Below are 19,761 nucleotides of genomic sequence, written 5' to 3'. Positions count from 1 at the left end.
GTTAAGCTGTGTTAAGGAGCCTTGTTGCATTGTCTCATTCCGAGATAGGCGGTGATTAGGCGCACATCACTAACCGGATGTTCACCATTTTCTGCCAGTTAACCCGCGTGTTTGATGGAATGAAAGTGGCAGGTCGCTCCTGCACCCTCGCTTTTGGACCAGGCGCGCAACGTTAAGGATACGTATCAATGCAAAAGACCATCTCGTTTACGCGGTTTGCCGGCGCTGCCTTTGTTAGTGTGGCCGTCGCGGCCTGCACCACTACCGGCCCTGAATTGCCGCCTGCAACCTACACCAACGAGGCTATAGCGCCGAGTGAGGAATACCGCATTGGCGCGCTTGACGAGATTACGATCCACGTCTGGCGCAATCCGGAACTGAGCGCGGAAAAGGTAAAGGTGCGCCCTGACGGTCGTCTGACGATCCCTCTTGTGCGTGACATTCCAGCCGTTGGCAAAACGGCAACTGAATTGCAGACCTACATCGCCGAACAATTGGCTGAGTATATCGAACAGCCGATCGTTTCGGTGATCGTCAACACGCCAGAAGGAACCTACGACCAACGCGTAAAGGTGGTCGGTTCGACCGAACAGCCTGCCTCGTTGCCGTATCAGGCTAACATGACAGTGCTTGATGCCATGATCGCAGTTGGCGGGCTCAGCGAGTTTGCCGCAGGTAATCGTGCCAAGTTGATCCGGCTTAATCGAGAATCGGGCACGCAGGAAGAATATCGCCTGCGCCTTTCCGATCTTCTTAAGCGCGGCGACAGCACGGCCAATGTGCTTTTGAAACCCGGTGACACCATCATCATTCCCGAGAGCCGGTTCTAAAGGCCTGCTGATTTTATGAACGAACTTGTCGAAGAACTGCGCACAGCGCTCCATGCTGTCTGGCAGCGCCGCTGGTTGGCGCTGGCCGTGGCGTGGGGCGTGTGCCTGCTGGGTTGGCTGGTGGTCGCGCTCATTCCCAATTCCTATGAGGCGAAGGCGAGCATATATGTCGATGTCGATGATGTCCTGTCCGAACAGATGGGTATCGCGAATGACGGTCAGGAAGAAATTCAGCGTGTTCGCCAGACTTTGGTGAGTGCGATCAATTTGCGCAAAGTCATCTCGTCAACGGAGCTTGGCAAGGAAATCACGACTGACAGCGAAATGCAGGCAGCGATCGAGGACTTGAGGCCGAATGTCCAAGTGCGCAGCGAGCAGGACAGCTTGTTCTCAATCGTGGCAACTGTCGGTGAGGGCAATCTGAGTGATGCTGAAAACGCGGTTGTTGCGCGCAATGTGGTGCAAAAGCTCCTCGATATTTTCCGTGAAGAACATATCGTCGGCAATCGCGCAGGAATCAGCCAAGGCGTCGCAGAGCTCAATGAGCAATTGGAAGAGCGCAAGGTTGAGCTGGAAGCCGCCGAAGAACGCCGTCTTGCTTTCGAAACGCAATATCCTGAATTGATTGGCGGGTCTGAATCGCTGTCGACGAAGATCCAGCAATCACGCACCGAACTTCGTGAGATCGAAGCGGATCTGGCGGCAGCGCAAAGCGCGCTTGGGGCAATAAACGGCCAGATCGCCTCGACCCCGCGCACAATCACGGGAGGGCCCAATGCATCTGGCCCTCAGGCAGCTTTGTCAGAAGCACAGACACAATTGGCGACCTTGCGCGCTCGCGGTCTGACCGACAACCATCCTGACATTGCATCCGCAAAGAAACAGGTTGAGATATTGCAGCGGCAGGTGGCTGCCGCTGGTGATGGCGGCGGAGGCACTATGAACCCTGCCTATTCATCCCTGCTGGCTATACGCGGCGACCGTCAGGCATCGGTCGATTCAGCCCAAGCGCGCCGCGCTGCCGTGCAATCGCAAATCGCGTCTTTGATGGCGAGCCAGGCTTCCGAGCCTGCTGTTGCTGCGGAAGCCAATCGTATCAGCCGCGACTACGAAGTTTTGCGCAAAAACTATGAGGATCTGTTGCAAGACCGCGAAGATCTCAGGACTCGCGGTGATGTTGAGGATCAGACCAGCCAGTTCCGTTTTACGGTCACCGATCCGCCGGTTGTTCCGCAAGAGCCGATTGCGCCCAATCGTCCCTTGCTCTTGCTCGGCATCCTGTTTGTTGGAGCCGCTGTCGGCGCGGGTGCCGCGTGGGGCATGGCGCAATTGCGGTCTGGCTTTGCCACGCCGCATAAATTGGAGCGCGCGATGGATCTGCCTGTCATCGGTTCGATTTCCTTGAATCGTTCCGATGCCGTTCGCTTGCTTGAAAAGCGGCGGCTCAAACAATTCGCCGGGGCCTGCGCCGGGCTTGTGGGTGTGTTTTTAATCTTGCTCGTGATCGAAATGATCTCGGTCGCATCGGTGGCATGAGGGTATTGATATGACCGAGCACGGCAAAATCCCGAAACCCGGTAAGAAAACGCCATCCTTGTTGGAGCGGGCTAATTCGGCCTTTGGTCTGGACAAGGTAAGTGCTGTCAACGTTCCAAAGGATCTCCCGGAGGATGATCGGCGGCGGCCTGTTCCTGTCGCAGCGACGCGAGGTGCTCAATCGGAAATTGCAGAGCGCCAGAATCCCGCTGTTCCTGAGGTAAAAGTTGAGCTGAGCGGACCTGCATGCGTTGTCAATCGCGACCGCTTACGCCGCGAGGGGCTGATTGTTCCCGAAGATCAGGTCACTGGCCTGCTCGAGGAGTTCCGCATCGTAAAACGCGAATTGATTGCTGATGCGCGCGCTACCAAAGACAAGCGCGGCCGCCGCATTCTTGTTTCTTCCCCGCATGAAGGCGAGGGTAAAACCTATTGTGCTGTCAATCTCGCCATTGCGCTTGCCGCAGAACGCGATGTTGAAGTGCTGCTGGTTGACGCCGATGTCCTCGATCCCTCGGTTGCTGCCCGCTTGGGTATGGATGATGAAGAGGGCGAGGGTCAGGGGCTGATGGATGCCCTGGCTGATCCGAATGTCAAAGTTGAGGCGCTTGCGCGAAAAACGGATATCGAACGCCTGTATGTTCTGCCCGCTGGTACGAGCAGTGCGCGCGATTCTGAATTTCTTGCAAGCGCGCGAACTGGGGAAATCCTTGATCGGCTGACCGCTGGTGCGCCCAACCGTTATTTAATTTTCGATACGCCGCCAGCTTTGGCAGCTTCGCCTGTGGCTGAGCTTGCCAGCCATGTTGGGCAAACCGTTTTGGTTGTGCGCGCCGGCGAAACTGGCCGCGCCGCTTTGGAAGATGCGCGGCAATTGTTGTCCGCGTGTCCCGATATCAAGCTGCTTTTGAATGCAGCGCAGTTCAGCCCGTCTGGTCGCCGCTTTGGCGATTATGGCGAGAGGGAGATTTAATCATGCCCGCCGTGCTAGGAAACGCATCATCTATGGGGAAATCCAAAAGAGCTATGCGCGCAGCGACAAAAGCCGCCGCAGCATTTGGCGTTGCGGCGATCGGTCTTTCTGCGCCCGTCTACGCTCAGGACCAAGCGCAGCAAAATGATCGGCGTGGGGTCAACGTTCAGCCCTACATCGAAGTAAGCCAGGTGCTCAGCGCTCAGCTTTCGCCAGGTGATGATGTTCTCACATTTACCCAGATTGCCGCCGGCGTTGATTTGAACGCGCAAGGGCGAAACTCAGGCGGTTCGGTCTCCCTGCGATATGAGCGGAACATCAGCTATGATGACAACCGTGTAGACACAGATCGCCTGACCGGCATTGCGCGTGGTTACGTCGCGCTTGATCAGTCAGTGCGTATCGATGCGGGCGCCTTGGCCAGCACAACGCGGCTTGACGGTGGCGGCGGATTTTCTGCCAATCCGCTTGTTCAGGATGGCGCATCGAGTGAGATTTACAGCATATTCGCCGGGCCGACACTCAACCGCAGGTTCGGCATTGTCGATGTCGCAGGATCCACTCGCGTCGGCTATAACCGCTTCGAAAGCGACAGCGTGCTCGCCGATGTTAATGGCAATCCAATCGATCTCTTCGATGAAAGCACGACCATAAACAGCCAGCTGAGCGCCACCACGCGCCCCGGCGAGCCATTGCCAATCGGTGTTGGCGTCGCTGTCGGAGCATTTCAGGAAGATATTTCCAACCTTGACCAGCGTGTGCGCGATCTGTTCGCCCGCGTTAATGTCACGGTCCCGATCACGCCTTCACTCGCCATCACTGGCGGTGTCGGATATGAGGATGTTGAAATTTCAAGCCGCGACGCTTTGCGCGATACAAACGGCGATCCGATTATTGATGAGACGGGCCGGTTCGTAACTGACGAAACCGGTCCGCGCCAGATTGCCTTTGATGTGGATGGGCTGCTGTGGGACGTTGGCGTATTGTGGCGCCCCAGTTCGCGGACATCGTTGGCGGCAAGTGTTGGCCAGCGTTACGATCTCGACCACGTATTATGGCAATTTCACCTATGCACCTGATGCGCGCAGCTCGCTTGCTGTGAATGTCTATGACGCGGTAAGCGGCTTTGGTGGCGGATTGAACGGCGGGCTTGCGGGGCTGTCGAGCGACTTTAACGCGGTCCGAAATCCTGTAACAGGCGGGTTTGGCGGGCTCGTAACAGGCGCCGGCGGACCTGGTTCAATTGGTTCTGTTGGTTCCATTCGGTCCGCAGCTTTCAGAGGCCGCGGTGTGAATGCCAGCTATCAGCGGCAACTGGGAAGATGGAGCACGGGACTTGCTGTCGGTTATGATAATCGAGAGTTTATTGGAGCTCCCGGAACCGTCCTTGAATCACTCAATGGCGTCACCGATGAAAGCTATTTCGTCATCGCCTCGGCCAATCGCCAATTGGGCAATAGCGGCCGTTTTACCACCAATGCCTATTACAACCGCTTCGAAAGTGGAACCGATGGCGGTGATGTGAATTCTGCGGGTATCTCTGCGGGCTATACAAGGTTTATCACTTCAAAACTTTCAGCCCGTGGTGCGCTTGCTCTAGACTATGTCGATAGTGAATTTTCGGCAGACGATTTTGCAGTCGCATCAGCCCTTGTGGGCCTGCGCTACGACTTCTGAAGGACGGGGCCTTAAACAATATGTACGATCAATATTACGGCTTTACCGGACGCCCGTTTCAGCTCACGCCTGATCCGGATTTCTATTTTGAAAGCTCAACGCATAAAAAGGCGATGTCCTATCTTGGCTATGGTTTGAACCAGGCCGAAGGGTTCATTGTCATCACCGGCGAAGTGGGTGCGGGTAAATCAACGCTTGTTGCGCATTTGATGGAACGGGTTGATCGCAAATCGCTCACCGTTGCGCATGTTGTTACCACGGCGCTGGATGGTGAAGAGATTATACATGTCGTCGCGCAGGCATTTGGTCTTGAGGTGGCAGGGCACGATAAGGCAGGCGCACTGGGCGCGCTTGAACGTTTGCTGCAGGACGAGGCCCGTGCTGGACGGCGGTGTTTGCTGATCGTCGATGAATGCCAAAACCTCGATTTGGAGCCTTTGGAAGAGCTGCGAATGCTGTCCAATTTTCAGCTTGGCTCGCATCCGTTATTGCAATGCCTGCTCTTGGGTCAGCCCGAGTTTCGCAAAACTCTGGCGCATCACCCAAGTTTGGATCAACTGCGCCAGCGCATCATCGCATCGCATCATCTGGAAGCATTGGATGAAGATGAGCTGGAAGGCTACATCACGCACAGGATGAAGCGAGTGGGCTGGGGCGGACGTCCCGCCCTCGATGAAAAGCTGATGCCAGCCCTGTTTGGCACGACCGAGGGTATTCCGCGCCGCGTCAATCAGGTCATGAATAGGCTGCTGTTGTTGGGCGCTATCGAAACTGAGGACCGCTTAACGGCCGAAATGCTGGACACCGTCATTGAAGAGATGGCGGGTGATGTCGAAGGCGGACTTGATGCGCCTGCACCAGCAATTGAACTGACCGGAGATATGTCAGTCTCCGATCAGGATGCTGCCCATATGGGTGTGGCTGGCAATGTCCCGGCAGCTGAAGTAGCCGCGCTGCTGGCTGAGCGCGATAAGCGCACCGCGAGACTGGAAAAAGCCATTAGCGAACTGCGTGCCAGCGGAGCCAGGTCGGGCGATCTGGAATCGGATCCGAACCTTGCATCTGCGATAGCGCGCATCGAAAAACGACTTGAGGATCAAGAACAATCCGTTCGTCATATTCTGACAATGTTGATTGAATGGCTCGAAGATGATTCCGAGCGTGAGGCCGCCTGACAATGCATCGGGGCGATCCCAATGACAGTTCTTTGAGCCGGTCTACGGACCCGGTCATCAACGGCATGTCGGTTGATGTCGAGGACTGGTTCCAGGTCGGTGCGTTTGAAAATGTGATCTCTCGCGATGACTGGGACGGCATTTCGTGCAGGGTTGAAAGCAATATCGACCGCATTCTGGAACTGTTTGCCGAAGCGGGCATCAAATCGACATTCTTCACGCTTGGCTGGATGGCAGAGCGGCACCCGGTCATGGTGCGCCGGATTGCTGATGCGGGTCACGAATTGGCCAGCCACGGATATGATCACGCGCGCGTGTTCACATTGGACCGCAAAAGCTTCTCGGAAGATATCCGCAAAGCGCAGCAATTGATCGAAGACGCCAGCGGTCAGCCTGTAAAGGGATATCGCGCACCAAGTTTTTCCATCGACAAGCGCAATCCTTGGGCTTTCGAAGTGTTGGCTGAACAAGGCTATGCCTATTCCTCCAGTGTCGCCCCGGTAGCGCACGATCACTATGGTTGGCCTGAGGCGCCGCGTTTTGCTTTCACGCCGATCACTGGCTCTTCGCTCGTCGAAATACCCGTGACGACTGCAATGCTAGGCGGTCGCCGCGTGGCCGCTGGCGGAGGGGGCTTTTTCAGAGTGCTGCCATACGCCTTTTCGCGCTGGGCCATCAATCAAGTGAACACGCAGGAAGCGCGCCCGGCAATGTTCTATTTCCACCCTTGGGAAGTGGACCCCGATCAGCCTCGTGTGCCTAACGCGCCCATGCGATCAAAGCTGCGTCACTATACCAACCTGCGCCAAATGGCCGGCAAGTTGCGCGATCTGGCTGAAGAGTTTCATTGGGACCGCGTCGACAAGGTTGCAGAAACCGAAAAGCTGCGCGCCAAACCGTTTGATGTCGCCGCTCCGTCTCAGGAACTGGCAGCGTGAATGCGCCTGTGAAACCTCCCGTTAAGACCGTTCTGCAAGTCAATCCGGTTGACCTCAACGATGTGCGCACTGTTCGGCGGATTGAAGGTTTCGTGGCTGAACGCAGCGCGAGCCTGTTTCATCTGCCAGCCTGGCTGCAAGCGGTGGAAGCAGGAACAGGCCAGCGTGCCGCGGGTTTTCTGGCAGAGCAGGGCGGTGTCATCACAGGTTGGCTGCCCATCAGCGAAGTGCGGTCTGCTCTGTTTGGAAAAGCCTTTATTTCAAGCGGTTTTGGCGTCGGAGGCGGAATTTGCGCAGTCGATCAAGAAACTGCAAATGCGCTTGGCCAAACCGCTGAGACGTTTGCCAAGGCAAACGGCTTTACAAACATTGAGGCGCGCGGCGGTGCAGTTCCTGATGGGTGGCGGCACTGGGATGATAAGCATTGCGGCTTTGAACGCCCGCTCGCCGCAGACGATGAAGCTGAGCTCCTGGCAATCCCGCGCAAGGCCCGCGCTGAAGTGCGCAAGGGGTTGAAGAACGATCTCGAGATCTCGCATCGGCTCAGGAAAAGAGGATTTGGCTGCTCATTACGCTACGTTCAGCGCAAGCGTTCGCAATCTGGGTACGCCCGTTTTCCCAAAGAAGCTGTTTGCAGCCATGCTTGAGGCATTTCCTTATGCGAGCAATGTGCTGACCGTTCTGCACCAGGGAGAGCCGATATCCAGCGTTCTGTCTTTTTACCACAATGGTGCAGTGATGCCGTTTTGGGGCGGCGGCACGTTTGCCGCGCGCGGCGCTCGCGCCAATGAGCGCATGTATTTCGAGCTTATGAAACACGCGCGCGAACGCGGGATGCAAAGTTTTGATTTTGGCCGGTCTAAAACCGATAGCGGGCCATACAAGTTTAAGAAAAATTGGGGGTTTGAGCCCAAGCCGCTCACTTATTCAGGCTGGAATGCGGCGGGGCACGAACCGCGCAATATTGATCCCACTGACGCCAGCTACAGCCGCAAGATTGACCTGTGGAAGAAGCTTCCATTGCCGGTTGCGAACACGATTGGGCCGTGGATCGCGCGCGGGCTCGCCTAACAGTTGGGTGGGCCAGTGAGCGATATTCTGTTTCTTACGCATCGGATCCCGTTCCCGCCCAATCGCGGCGACAAAATCCGCTCGCATCATTTGCTTGCCAAATTGGCGCAATTGGGTCCGGTGCATGTGGGCTGTTTTGCTGACAGTGAAGAGGACCGGGCAGCCATCACTCAATTGGACGCAGTGGCCGCATCGCATTGCGTGGTGGACCGCAAAAAACCCTTGTCACTCGCTGGCGCGCAAGCGGTTGTGACGGGCAAGCCTGTGAGCCTTACCGCTTTTCACAGCGCGCGGCTTGAAAGCTGGGTGCGCTATACTCTGCGCGAGCGCGGCATTGGCAAAGTCGTTATATTTTCGGGCCAGATGGGGCAGTATCTACCCGCAGATTATTCAGGCTCGTGCGTCATTGATCTGTGCGATGTTGATAGCGCCAAGTTTGAAAACTACGCCGATGCGGGTGAACGGGTGTGGCTCAACGCCCGTGAGGCTCGGTTGCTATCGCAAGAGGAGGAAAGGCTCGCACATCGTGCTGATGCCACGATCCTCATTAGCGATGCTGAAGCGGCCTTGTTCACTTCCCGCCTTAAGGAGCCATCCAAAGCCAATGTGCAGGTGATCGGCAACGGGATAGACGCGCGCGCTTTTGATCCCGCTGTCACTACTCCCCATCCGGACTTAAAAGCGGGCGACGGGCCGCATTTCGTCTTCACCGGTCAAATGGATTACCGGCCAAATGAACAAGCCACCTTGTGGGCGATTGAAGAGCTTTTGCCACTCGTAAGAGCCGATCATCCCAAAGCGATATTTCACATTGTTGGCCGCAATCCCACGCCTTCTTTGCTGAAACACGGTGATATGCCGGGTGTTCGCATATGGGGTGAAGTTCCCGATGTGCGCCCGTTTCTTGCAGCTGCTGACTGTGTTCTCGCGCCGCTTCTCATAGCCCGCGGGGTTCAGAACAAAGTGCTTGAAGCGATGGCGATGGCCAAACCTGTTTGCCTAACTCCCGAAGCCGCCACCGGAATTACAGCGACCCACGCGGAACATTGGCTGGTGAGCGATGCTGACCCGCAAGAAATGGCCAGCACAATAAAGACCGCTTTGGCGGACAAAGCGGCTTTGATGGCTATCGGTAAGGCTGCGCGCCGTTTTGTCATGGATCATCACGATTGGACGGCGACCTTGGCTCCGCTTGATGATTTGCTTGGCATGACTGGAGGCGCGCGCGATGCCGCCTGAAGGGACAGCGAGCGATACAGCGCGCGGGGGGCTGCTGGACAGCCTACCTGCGGAATGGCGTATGCCGGTGCTCAGCCTTGTCGCAGCGAGCGCGGCACTCATTCTTGTGACCGCTCGCGAATGGGGCGAAATGCTGCACCAATGGTGGAACATTGATACCTATTCGCACATCTTGTTGGTGCCGCTCATCATCGCTTGGCTGGTTACTCTGAAACTGTCTGAGCTTGGCAAGATTGTGCCGCGCAGTTTTGCCCCAGGACTGGGGCTTGTGGTCTTGGCTTTGGGGCTTTGGGCAGTTGGTCGGTTCACGGGGATCAATCTGTTTGCCCAAGCGGGCGCGGTCGGCGCGCTTCAGGCCGCTGTCCTGACAGTTCTGGGCCTTCGGGCATCGGTTCTCTTGATGCTGCCATTAGGGTTTGCGGTGTTTCTGGTGCCGTTCGGCGATGAGATTATCGGTCCCTTGCAGATGATCACCGCAGACATCGCAATAGCGCTCACCGAATGGTCTGGTATCCCTGCCAGTATTGATGGCATCTACATCGACACTCCCGCAGGTCTGTTTATTGTTGCCGAGGCGTGCTCGGGGGTTCGTTTTCTCATCGCTATGGTGACATTGGCAGTGCTGGTTTGCTTCACTCGCTTTAACAGCTGGATGAAGCGCGCTTCTTTTTTGGCCGCTTGTGTGATCGTTCCGATCCTCGCCAACGGAGTGCGCGCATGGGGGACGATCTATATCGCGCAATTTTACGGCGTCGAATTTGCAGAGGGGTTTGACCATGTCATTTATGGATGGTTCTTCTTTGCAATCGTGGTCGCAGTTTTGCTTGCGGCGGTATGGCGGTTTTTTGAACGTGAACCCGAAGATTATGGCTGGACTGCTGAACAAATCGGTGATGCGCAAATTCTGGCTCGATTGGACCCGCTCGTTGTAAAGACCGGCATTGCCGCAGCCGCAGTGATGGGACTTGCCATTTCAGCAGCAATAACAGGCGCTGCTCTTATCCCTTCCAGCGGTGTTTGAAAGCTGAACCATGTGCGGCATCGCAGGAATTTTTGATACGCAAGGCAGCGGCCATATCGATCCAACAAGTGTTGAGACGATGACCGATGCTCTGGTCCATCGCGGCCCGGATGGGGCAGGAGTGTGGACCGCGCCAGGCATTGGCCTTGGCCATCGCCGATTGTCTGTCATTGATCTGGAGGGTTCACCGCAACCGATGCACTCGGCTGACGGTCGGTATGTGATAGTCTTCAATGGTGAGATCTACAATTTTCAAAAGCTGAGAACGGAACTGGAAGATAGCGGCGCGCGCTTTCAGACAATGGGCGATACAGAGGTTATTCTGGCCGCCTATGCGCGCTGGGGAATTGATTGCCTCGCCCGGCTTGATGGCATGTTCGCCTTTGCCCTTTACGACACGCAAACCCGCGAGCTGTTTTTGGCGCGTGACAGGTTTGGGGTAAAGCCGCTTTTTCTGTCTCTCCTTCCCGATGGGCAGCTTGCATTTGCTTCGGAATTGAAAGGTTTGCTCGCCTTGCCGCAAATGCCGCGCAGGCTTGATGCTGAGGCACTCGATGCATTTTTGACATGGGGCTACGTGCCCGACAGCCACTCGATCCTTAAAGGCGTAAGTAAGCTACCTGCAGGCCATTTTCTGAAGCTTGAGCAGGGCAAGGGGATGTCCGATCCGCGTCGTTGGTGGGATATCAGCTTTGAAGACCGCGCGGCGGGCGGTGAAGCGGATTTATCGGCCGAGCTTGCGCATTTAATGCGCGAGGCGGTCACATCGCGTATGGTCTCTGATGTGCCTTTGGGCGCGTTTCTTTCGGGCGGCGTAGACAGCTCCAGCGTGGTGGCGCTGATGTCCGAGCAGAGCGCGCATCCTGTCACAACCTGTTCAATCGGCTTTGACGCGAAAGGGCTGGATGAGACCAGCTATGCCAACACTATAGCGGAGAAGTTTGAGACAAATCACAAGTCACAGATTGTCGATGCGGGCGAGTTTGCAGGCATTGATGCACTCGCGGATATGTTTGACGAGCCATTCGCGGACGCCTCTGCATTACCCACCTGGAAAGTGTGCCAGCTTGCCCGAAAGCATGTCACCGTTGCTTTGTCCGGTGATGGCGCGGACGAAGCGTTTGCGGGTTATCGCCGTCAGGTCTTTCATCACAATGAAGAGCGCATTCGCAGCAAGATTCCTGCATCATTGCGCGGGCCGCTTTTTGGCGGGTTGGGGCGATTATGGCCCAAAGCCGATTGGGCACCGCGTCCCTTGCGCGCAAAAGCGACCTTGTTGGCATTGGCGGAAAGTGGTGAGCGCGGTTATGCGCGCGGATTGTCCGCAACAACATCGGACTTTCGCGCGGGGCTCTATTCCGCCAGTTTCAAGCGTGATCTGGCGGGCTTTAAGGGCGAGGATGAGCTGATCGACATTATGCGTCATGCTCCCGGACGAAGCGGTTTGGACCGCGCTCAGTATGCCGATCTCACTTTCTGGATGCCTGGAGATATCCTGACCAAAGTGGATCGCACCAGCATGGCGGTTAGTCTCGAGGCGCGTGAGCCTTTGCTCGATCACCGCTTGGTCGAATTTGCAGCCCGTTTGCCCGAAGATATGCGAGTGCGCGGCAGCATCGGCAAATATCTGCTGAAACATTCGATGGAGCCGGTGCTTCCTCGGGATATCCTGTACCGGCCCAAGCAAGGGTTCGTTACGCCGATCGCCGACTGGTTTCGCGGCCCGCTGGCTGATGAAGCGAGAGCGATAACCAGTACGTCGGTGGTCGCAAATGCTGGTTGGTTTGATGCCCGCAAACTCTCCAATCTCTCCGAAGATCATATCGCGGGCAGGTCAGACAATTCGCGTATCTTGTGGCAATTGCTGATGCTCGACAAATCGATACAGCGTCTTGAACTGACAAGGTGATCTCTCGTTTTTCGATGTGTCCCAAAGAGCACTATCCCTTTTTGGGATTTCAATACCCGAATTAGTTTGAATTACTATTTGCAAACACGCAGCGCTCTCGACTAGCTTAGGTTCATAGCAAGCCGCAAAGGCTGCGGCTCTATTCAGAGCCATTCCCCTTGAATTTCTTGGGGAGGGTCGGAGAACAGGTATGGATATTGGCGCCAACAGCGCAATTCCCTTGACGGGTGACGAAGATGCACTTGCGGAAAGCCTCGTACACGCCTCGATCCCGCAAGAGCTGTTGAACCTCGATCAGCTTGATGTTTTGTATGACGATCAACGCGCCACTTTGTGGACGTTCATGCGGCCTGAGTTTCGGCCCAGTTTCACGCCCGCAATGCTTGATGATTTTGAAGCTTGGCAGCGGCTTATTGGCGGCAGTTTCGGCGGGTCCGGCGTTCCGCTTCGTTACCTTGTGTTGGGCAGCCGCGCCAATGATGTGTTCTGCTATGGCGGCGATCTTGAGCTGTTCCAGCGCTTGATCCGCAATCGTGACCGGGATGCATTGGTCAGATACGGCCACCGCTGCTGCGCCATTCTTGACCGCAATCTGCGCACGCTCGACATTCCGATGGTTACTGTGGGCCTTGTCCAAGGTGCTGCGCTGGGCGGCGGGTTTGAGGCTTTGCTCTCCTTTGATACGATCATTGCCGAAAAGCAGGCGACGTTCGGCCTGCCTGAGATCATGTTTGGCCTTTATCCTGGTATGGGCGCGCATGCGATGTTGTCGCGCAAGCTTGGCAGCGCCATGGCGGATCGCATCATCCTTTCGAGCGAGACTTACACCGCTCAGGACATGTACGACCTTGGAATTGTTCATGTTCTTGCAGAGCCGGGTGAGGGGGTTCAGGCTGTGCAAGACTACATCAAGAAGTCGGATCGCCGTCATGCGGGTATCGTTGGCGCTTGCCGGGCTACCAAGCATGTGTGGAACCTTGAGCTGGCAGAACTGAACCGCATCACCGAAATGTGGGCGGACACCGCTTTGCAACTGACCGACCATGACCTGAAGATGATGAGCCGTCTTGTTGCCGCTCAAGGCCGAGTGGCAGAGCGCAACGCTGCTGCCTAGGTTGCCAAGCGTTAAACACCAGCCTCCTCCTGCGCGCCATGGCCCAAAGCCATATAGTCATCGCTTTGCATTTCGTTTAGCCGGCTCGCCGTACGCTCAAACTCGAACGCGCCATCGCCTGTCTTGTAGAGCCCATCAGGCTCTGCCGCCGCGGTTGCAAACAGCTTTACACGGTGTTCGTAAAGCGCATCGATCAGTTTGGTGAAGCGGATCGCTTCATTGCGGTTTTCCGGACCCATTTGCGGAATGCCCACGATTATGACCGTGTGGAACGCGCGGGCAATCGCCAGATAGTCTGACGCACCGCGGTTCTCTGCGCACAATCGCTTGAAACTGAACACGCCCACACCTTTGAGCGCTTTGGGCACATGCAGAGTGCGCCCTCCGCCCAAGTCCAAAGTGCCCGTGGGAACGTGATCGGCATCTTCGGGGGCAAAGTCGGTCAATCGGAAGAACGCCTCGCGCACCTGCGCTGTGGCTGCCTCGCCGATGGGAGTGTGCCAGGTGGATAGCCCGCCAATCCGTTCCAATCTGTAATCGGTCGGGCCGTTCAGCTCGACCACATCCATCTCTTGCTCAACCAGATCGATGAAAGGCACAAACAGCGAGCGATTGAGGCCGTCCTTGTAGAGGTCTTGCGGCGGGCGATTGGATGTTGTCACGATCACTGTGCCGTTTTGCATCATGGCAGTGAAGAACCGCCCCATGATCGCTGCATCGGCTGTGTTGGTCACCACCATCTCGTCAAAGGCCAGGCAGCGTGTCTTCTCGGCAAGCTCCAACGCGACCGATATCAAGGGATCGGGGCGCTGCTGTTTGCGCGCTTCAGCGACGAGAGCGTCTACCTCAAGCATGAAGGCGTGGAAATGCACGCGCCGCTTGCTCTCAATCGCGAGCGTTTCGACGAACAGGTCCATCAACATCGATTTGCCGCGTCCCACTCCGCCCCACATGTAGACACCGCGCGGGTCTACGCGCGATACCGCAGTGCCCGTCAACCGTTCGAACCAGCTGCGTGAGGGCGGGGAAGCGGCCAGCTCATCCTGCAAGCGTTGCAGGCGCTCAGCTGCGGCTTGCTGTGCGGCGTCGGGTTGTAGCTGACCCTCTGCGATCAGCTGTTCGTAGCGCGCAATTATCCCTGTCATTTGCGCGCCTTCATCTTGCGCACAATGCCCGAATAGCTTGCGACAATCGTGTCCCCTTGAACCGCTTGTCCGCGCACGAACAGCATCCGGCCAGTCTCGCGCACGATCTCGCTTACGGCATCAAGCGGCCGCGAAGGGTCGCCTGCATCGACAAACTGCGTGGACAGCTCCACCGTTACCGACGGACCAGCTTCGCCCGTGCCGCACATATGCATGGTTGCAAACAGCGCGATGTCGATCAGGCCAAGGGTGACTGCGCCATGCACATTGTCACCCAGATTGGTGTGGCGGCGTTCGGGATACATGCGCAAACGGCACGTATCGCCTTCTCGGCGAACCCGCATATCGCCCAGCACGGCGGTGTTGTAGCGTGTGCGATCGACAAGGTTCCAGCTGAACCAGTCTTGCTCCCCCTCGGCATCTTCAGGCGAAATGGCGTGAAAGTCGAAGGGTACGTTGATCGTGTCATGGGCGGTGTTCATGCGCCAGCCTCTGCCATGCCTTATGGAAGTAGGAAAGCGCCTTTAACCCAGCTTAGATCGCGCGTTCCGCCATCATCTTCTTGGTTTCTGCAATCGCTTTGGCTGGCGACAAGCCCTTGGGGCACACATTCGCGCAGTTCATGATCGTGTGACAGCGATAGAGGCGGAAGGGGTCTTCAAGCTCATTCAGCCGTTCGCCTGTCATCTCATCGCGGCTGTCAGCGAGCCAGCGATAGGCCTGAAGCAGGATCGCAGGGCCAAGGAACTTGTCCGAATTCCACCAATAGGACGGGCACGATGTTGAACAGCATGCGCACAGAATGCACTCATACAGTCCGTCCAGCTGCTCGCGCTGTTCAGGCGATTGCAGCCGTTCCTTGCCCGAAGGTGTTGGGCTGACGGTTTGCAGCCACGGGCGGATGCTGGCGTATTGCGCGTAGAAGTGGGTGAAATCGGGCACCAGATCCTTGATCACATCCATATGGGGCAGGGGAGTGATGCGGATCTCGCCTTTCAGATCCTCAATCGCGGTGGTGCAGGCAAGGCCGTTTTTGCCATTCAGGTTCATCGAGCATGACCCGCAAATCCCTTCGCGGCAGGACCGGCGGAACGTCAGCGTCGGGTCGATCTCGTTCTTGATCTTGAACAAGGCATCCAGAACCATCGGGCCGCATTCATCCAGATCGACCTCGAACGTGTCATAGCGCGGGTTCTTGCCGCTATCGGGATCGTAGCGGTACACCTTGAACTTCTTCACCCGCGCAGCGCCTTCGGCTTTGTGCGTGTTGCCATCCTTGCGGATGACTGAGTTCTTCGGAAGCGTGAAAGTAGCCATTGTCAGTCTGATCCCATGTGTCTTGACACTGTTACTAGCGTTTCCACCGCCTGAGACAAGGGGCACGCGATTGCGTGGTTTGGCCTGTGGGTTGCACCAAAGGCAAGGCGATAGGCAAGACGCGCGCGCATTCGGTGTTTTCGGTGCATTCGGCCACGCCAACATGGACCGCTCACCCCCATATTCTGCAAAAGTTTTCCTTTTCGACAACGCCCTAAGAAATTGAGGGAAATCGGCAAATGCGTGTTCCAATGTGTAACCTTTGGTTTGGGCCAATTTGCCAGTGACTGAATGCCGCGTGTTTGCGCCCGAGCGCTGAGTGATTGCGGGGAACCAAGCGCGCATTCCAATGCTTTACTCTCTATGGGTGAAGTAGGAAAATATCCGCGCACTGCCGCAGTCTTTGGCAGCACCGGCGGGATTGGGCGCGCTTTGTGTGAGCAGCTGGCGCAAAGCGGGTGCGAGCGTGTCTATGCAGGCTCTCGCGCAGGAGAGGCGCCGCAAGGCGATGCGATAACCCCTTTCGCATTCGATTTGGCTGATGAGGCGACTATAAAAGCCGCCGCAGACATGATGCGAGATAATCCGCCCGAATGGGTGATCGCGGCCAGCGGAGTGCTCACTTTACCCGATGGCACCGGGCCAGAGCGGACTTACAAACACCTTGATCCGGGCGCGATGGCGCAGGTTTTTGCGATCAACACAATCGGCCCTGCCAACATCGCCAAACATATGCTGCCCCTGATGGCGCGCGATGATGGGTTCGTATTCGCAGCGCTCTCTGCGCGGGTCGGCTCGATTTCGGATAACCGGCTTGGCGGATGGCATTCTTACCGCGCCTCAAAAGCGGCGCTCAATATGCTGATTAAGAACTTCGCGCTGGAAATGGCCCGCACTCACAAGCAAAGCGTGGTGGTGGGCCTGCATCCCGGCACGGTGGACAGCGATCTATCAGCGCCTTTTCAAAAAGGCCTGCCCGAAGGACAGCTAACCCCGCCGGATAAAGCGGCTGACAATCTGCTTGCTGTGCTTTGTGGGCTCGATGCTGGGGACAGCGGGAAGGTATTCGATTTCGCCGGCAAGGTGGTTCCCGCCTGATCTGCGAGATTTTGGGGCGCGAGGCGCTCTAGATGTAGGCTTTTGGCGAACACCTTTGTCAAATGGCTTGACCGTATTTGGGGGTGAAAGCGGACGTCGGCCTTGATGAGCTGCCCAGACGGGAACACCTTCAATTTGACTGAGCAAAGTGTACTCTTAATCGGGACCAGCAGCAGCTTCAGCTTGTTGTAGCCAACGCTGGTAAAGTTCGATCATTGGCGAGTCAGCATCCAACAATGAAATTGCTTTTGGCATGACCTTCAAAGCGTCTTTGCTCGGGGCGTTGAGAAAGATGATGATACCGTCTTTTGACTGCGTATCGAAATAAGCTAGCGTTAACTCGTGCCAATCACTGCCGCCATGGGAAACAATCTTACGGTCCCCGAAGTCGAGTACTTCCCATCCCAAGCCATACCCTTGAGCAAGCGGGCATTGCGCGTATTTTGTGCTGTCGCAAAGGATTGTACTGTCAGCCTCTTTCTTTTTGACATGCACTGTATCTCTATCGGCAGTTAGGGATTTTTCGTACCCGTCGGAATTCATCACCGAGATGAGAAATAAGGCATAATCGCTGACTGAAATCACCAAATCGTCTGCTGGGGTCGAGCTACCTTCCGAGCGGCAATACCCGTTGTTTGGGTAACAATAATGTCCTGGAAAGGATCCATCCGGGGCCTTCGCTTGAGCGATGTTATCGAAATAGGCCTTGTCAATGCTATACGATGCATTCTCAATGCCTATCGGATTAAAGACGTATTCTTGGACAAGCGCTTCAAACTTCTGGTCTGTTAGCATCTCAGAATAGGTTGCCAAATATTCATACCCTTCGCCCGAATAGGTGAATGATGTCCCCGGATCGGCATTGAAGGCAAGCTTTCCGTTCTCGGTAAAGAACCGCCAATTGGGAAAACCCGTACTATGTGTAAGCGCGACACGAGGCGTTAGTAGCTCATGCCGATTGTCATCTTGGAGGTCGGGATCTACCCAAACAGGTGACATTGATGCGTCAAGCGACAATGTACCATCCGATACTAGTCGAAGTATGGTTTCCGCTGCGACAGTTTTGGTAATCGACCCTACATTGTACAAAGTCTGTTCGGAGGCCATGATCCCGGGCGCTTGCTCACCAAAGTTTCCAATCCACGCAACGTGCCCTTCAGTGATTATCGCTGCCCCGGCTGTGACAACTTTGTTTTCCGCCAGAAGAGCATCAAAATCTAGCTCTAAATCGGCATATGGATTGCTGATACTGGGTTGAGATGAAGCAACAGTCGCCTGAGGCGAACATCCATGCAGGAGAACCAAACCGCTGCAAACGACCAGAGCGGTACGCGCAACATAACTTGTTGTCTTCAATTCGTCGAACTCCCAAGAAACCTACTCTCTCCGCTACCTCGATTACGGTCGTAGTCAACACTTCTTTTGACCGTCGATCACAGAAATCTGGGCTGACTGCTCAGCGCCAAATGTTGTCGTCGGACGGCGCTGCGCAAAGCGAAGTGGCTACCTTAGATTGAAAATAGACGGTCAGCGGTCAACCCAATTCCCAACCGAGTTCAATAGCCGAAACTGGGTCGCCTGCCGACTGTCCTCTTTGCCCCTGATCAAATACGTATTGGCTCTTAAATCAACTCGTGCCGGGCCATTGCCTCTGCCAGCAGAGTTTCGATCAGCTGTTCCTGTGTCCATCCGGCCAATACAGCGGATTTGCCAAATACTTTTTCGGACCACAAATTGCAGTTGAGATTTAGCTCCAGGAACGTGATTTCGCCCGTATCCTCGTTCACTCGGAATTCGAACCGGCCATAATCAAACGGGCGATATTCTTCCCAAACCTGTGCGGTCAGCTTGGCGATTTGCTCGGTCATTTGCGGGTTTTCAAATGGGTCGAGTGAATATTTCTGGCTGCGATCCACCAGGTCGCGTTTTTCGTAATAGGTGCGCAGATGTGACGGGTCTGCCTGGCGAAAGATCAGCATGGGCATGATTTGCGGCGTGCCTTTGATCGTCACCACCGGCACTTCGACATCGCTGCCTTTCAGAAACGGTTCGACAATCGCATCCTGCCCGCCATTGTCTGGATCATTGTGAATGCGCTCTATCGCGGCGGCGATCCCGTCCCAGTCATGCGCATCTTCGACGCCCCAGCTGGCCGAGGAATTGTTGGGTTTCACGACATAACGCGCGGCTTTGGGCAATTTGTCCGGCGTAACCGGCGCGCCTTTGCGAAACACGGCCCACGGGGCGGTGGGCACGCCCGCATCGGCAGCAACGCGCTTGGCCAAATGTTTGTCATCCGACAATCCGCGCAGGATGGGGCTTGCCCCCAGATAGGGCAGCCCGGCTCTTTCGCACAGCAAGGGCACCAGCATTTCAGAATTGAAAAACCCAGCCCGGTTAAGCAGCGGAAAGACGAAATCAACATCGCCCGGCGGATCGAACAGAATATCGTGCGTCTCGCGAATGGTCAGATTAAGGCCGAGCCCTTCGAGCACTTCGCGCATTTCGCGGTGATAACGCGCATGATTGCCATCGGTGGGGTGGATGTCACCCTCCCAAAGGGCATTCTTGGCCAGAAACAGCACGTTAAGCCGGGCTTTGGCCTCAGCGGGAATGCGCAGCGGGGTGAGGGCGGATGTTAAGGCTTGCACCATGGTTGCGATTTCGTTCTTTTTTGTTTGGATCAGCTTACCCGGCCTAGGCAAACAGGCGGGCGCG

At 56.0% G+C, this 19,761-nt stretch carries 19 protein-coding genes; 14 read left to right on the top strand and 5 right to left on the bottom strand.

Annotation, left to right across the window (positions count from 1 at the left end):
- Positions 1-188: 188 nt before the first annotated feature.
- The 13 genes from AC0V6W_RS01310 (at position 189) to AC0V6W_RS01250 (ending at position 13,483) form a co-directional block, all read left to right on the top strand.
- The gene (locus AC0V6W_RS01310; protein WP_486146395.1) at positions 189-830 is read left to right on the top strand and encodes an XrtA/PEP-CTERM system exopolysaccharide export protein; all 642 of its coding nucleotides are present in this window, start codon (positions 189-191) and stop codon (positions 828-830) included.
- A 15-nt stretch (positions 831-845) separates the two neighbouring features.
- Positions 846-2,366 (top strand): XrtA system polysaccharide chain length determinant, encoded by a 1,521-nt coding sequence (locus tag AC0V6W_RS01305; protein ID WP_486146393.1) that lies wholly within the window; start codon positions 846-848, stop codon positions 2,364-2,366.
- A gap of 10 nt (positions 2,367-2,376) precedes the next feature.
- Positions 2,377-3,339 carry an AAA family ATPase gene (locus tag AC0V6W_RS01300; protein WP_486146391.1) on the top strand — a complete coding sequence of 321 codons (963 nt, stop codon included), beginning with the start codon at positions 2,377-2,379 and terminating at the stop codon, positions 3,337-3,339.
- Between the two features lie 53 nt (positions 3,340-3,392).
- Positions 3,393-4,418, top strand: a complete 1,026-nt coding sequence (locus tag AC0V6W_RS01295) for a TonB-dependent receptor (RefSeq protein ID WP_486146389.1) — start codon at positions 3,393-3,395, stop codon at positions 4,416-4,418.
- The gene (locus tag AC0V6W_RS01290) at positions 4,363-5,016 is read left to right on the top strand and encodes a hypothetical protein (protein ID WP_486146387.1); all 654 of its coding nucleotides are present in this window, start codon (positions 4,363-4,365) and stop codon (positions 5,014-5,016) included. Before AC0V6W_RS01295 ends, AC0V6W_RS01290 begins: the two co-directional genes overlap by 56 nt.
- A gap of 20 nt (positions 5,017-5,036) precedes the next feature.
- Positions 5,037-6,191: an XrtA/PEP-CTERM system-associated ATPase gene (locus tag AC0V6W_RS01285; RefSeq protein ID WP_486146385.1), complete on the top strand. Its 1,155-nt coding sequence runs from the start codon at positions 5,037-5,039 to the stop codon at positions 6,189-6,191.
- A 2-nt stretch (positions 6,192-6,193) separates the two neighbouring features.
- Positions 6,194-7,129 carry an XrtA system polysaccharide deacetylase gene (locus tag AC0V6W_RS01280; protein WP_486146383.1) on the top strand — a complete coding sequence of 312 codons (936 nt, stop codon included), beginning with the start codon at positions 6,194-6,196 and terminating at the stop codon, positions 7,127-7,129.
- Positions 7,126-7,776: a hypothetical protein gene (locus AC0V6W_RS01275; protein ID WP_486146381.1), complete on the top strand. Its 651-nt coding sequence runs from the start codon at positions 7,126-7,128 to the stop codon at positions 7,774-7,776. The genes AC0V6W_RS01280 and AC0V6W_RS01275 overlap by 4 nt, the downstream gene beginning before the upstream one ends.
- Entirely contained in the window at positions 7,688-8,200 is a 513-nt protein-coding gene (locus AC0V6W_RS01270; RefSeq protein WP_486146379.1) for a GNAT family N-acetyltransferase, read from the top strand. The genes AC0V6W_RS01275 and AC0V6W_RS01270 overlap by 89 nt, the downstream gene beginning before the upstream one ends.
- Positions 8,201-8,215: 15 nt before the next feature.
- Positions 8,216-9,439 (top strand): TIGR03087 family PEP-CTERM/XrtA system glycosyltransferase, encoded by a 1,224-nt coding sequence (locus AC0V6W_RS01265; protein ID WP_486146377.1) that lies wholly within the window; start codon positions 8,216-8,218, stop codon positions 9,437-9,439.
- Complete coding sequence (gene xrtA, locus AC0V6W_RS01260; protein WP_486146375.1) at positions 9,429-10,460, top strand: exosortase A; 1,032 nt, start codon at positions 9,429-9,431, stop codon at positions 10,458-10,460. Before AC0V6W_RS01265 ends, xrtA begins: the two co-directional genes overlap by 11 nt.
- Positions 10,461-10,470: 10 nt before the next feature.
- Positions 10,471-12,369, top strand: a complete 1,899-nt coding sequence (locus AC0V6W_RS01255; protein ID WP_486146374.1) for an XrtA/PEP-CTERM system amidotransferase — start codon at positions 10,471-10,473, stop codon at positions 12,367-12,369.
- A 190-nt stretch (positions 12,370-12,559) separates the two neighbouring features.
- Positions 12,560-13,483 carry a crotonase/enoyl-CoA hydratase family protein gene (locus tag AC0V6W_RS01250; protein WP_486146373.1) on the top strand — a complete coding sequence of 308 codons (924 nt, stop codon included), beginning with the start codon at positions 12,560-12,562 and terminating at the stop codon, positions 13,481-13,483.
- A gap of 11 nt (positions 13,484-13,494) precedes the next feature.
- Here the strand turns inward: AC0V6W_RS01250 and zapE are convergent, their stop codons facing one another.
- From zapE to AC0V6W_RS01235, 3 genes are read right to left on the bottom strand one after another with little or no spacing between them, the layout of a single operon-like run.
- The gene (gene zapE, locus AC0V6W_RS01245; RefSeq protein ID WP_486146371.1) at positions 13,495-14,628 is read right to left on the bottom strand and encodes a cell division protein ZapE; all 1,134 of its coding nucleotides are present in this window, start codon (positions 14,626-14,628) and stop codon (positions 13,495-13,497) included.
- Positions 14,625-15,110, bottom strand: coding sequence for a PaaI family thioesterase (locus tag AC0V6W_RS01240; RefSeq protein WP_486146370.1), 486 nt, complete (start codon positions 15,108-15,110; stop codon positions 14,625-14,627). The genes zapE and AC0V6W_RS01240 overlap by 4 nt, the downstream gene beginning before the upstream one ends.
- A gap of 52 nt (positions 15,111-15,162) precedes the next feature.
- The gene (locus AC0V6W_RS01235) at positions 15,163-15,945 is read right to left on the bottom strand and encodes a succinate dehydrogenase iron-sulfur subunit (RefSeq protein ID WP_486146369.1); all 783 of its coding nucleotides are present in this window, start codon (positions 15,943-15,945) and stop codon (positions 15,163-15,165) included.
- A 363-nt stretch (positions 15,946-16,308) separates the two neighbouring features.
- On the opposite strand from AC0V6W_RS01235, the gene AC0V6W_RS01230 reads away from it, so the two are divergent.
- Complete coding sequence (locus AC0V6W_RS01230; RefSeq protein ID WP_486146368.1) at positions 16,309-17,043, top strand: SDR family NAD(P)-dependent oxidoreductase; 735 nt, start codon at positions 16,309-16,311, stop codon at positions 17,041-17,043.
- Positions 17,044-17,199: 156 nt separating this feature from the next.
- On the opposite strand, the gene AC0V6W_RS01225 is transcribed toward AC0V6W_RS01230, so the two are convergent.
- Entirely contained in the window at positions 17,200-18,399 is a 1,200-nt protein-coding gene (locus tag AC0V6W_RS01225) for a serine hydrolase domain-containing protein (RefSeq protein ID WP_486146366.1), read from the bottom strand.
- 266 nt (positions 18,400-18,665) lie between these two features.
- A complete protein-coding gene (locus AC0V6W_RS01220; RefSeq protein ID WP_486146364.1) occupies positions 18,666-19,697 on the bottom strand; it encodes a D-alanine--D-alanine ligase family protein in 1,032 nt (343 codons plus the stop codon).
- Positions 19,698-19,761 lie beyond the last annotated feature (64 nt).

The sequence above is a fragment of the Erythrobacter sp. JB1-7 genome, from assembly GCF_057365015.1.
Note: the sequence above shows the minus strand (reverse complement) of the source record. Positions and strands in the feature narration are given on the sequence as shown.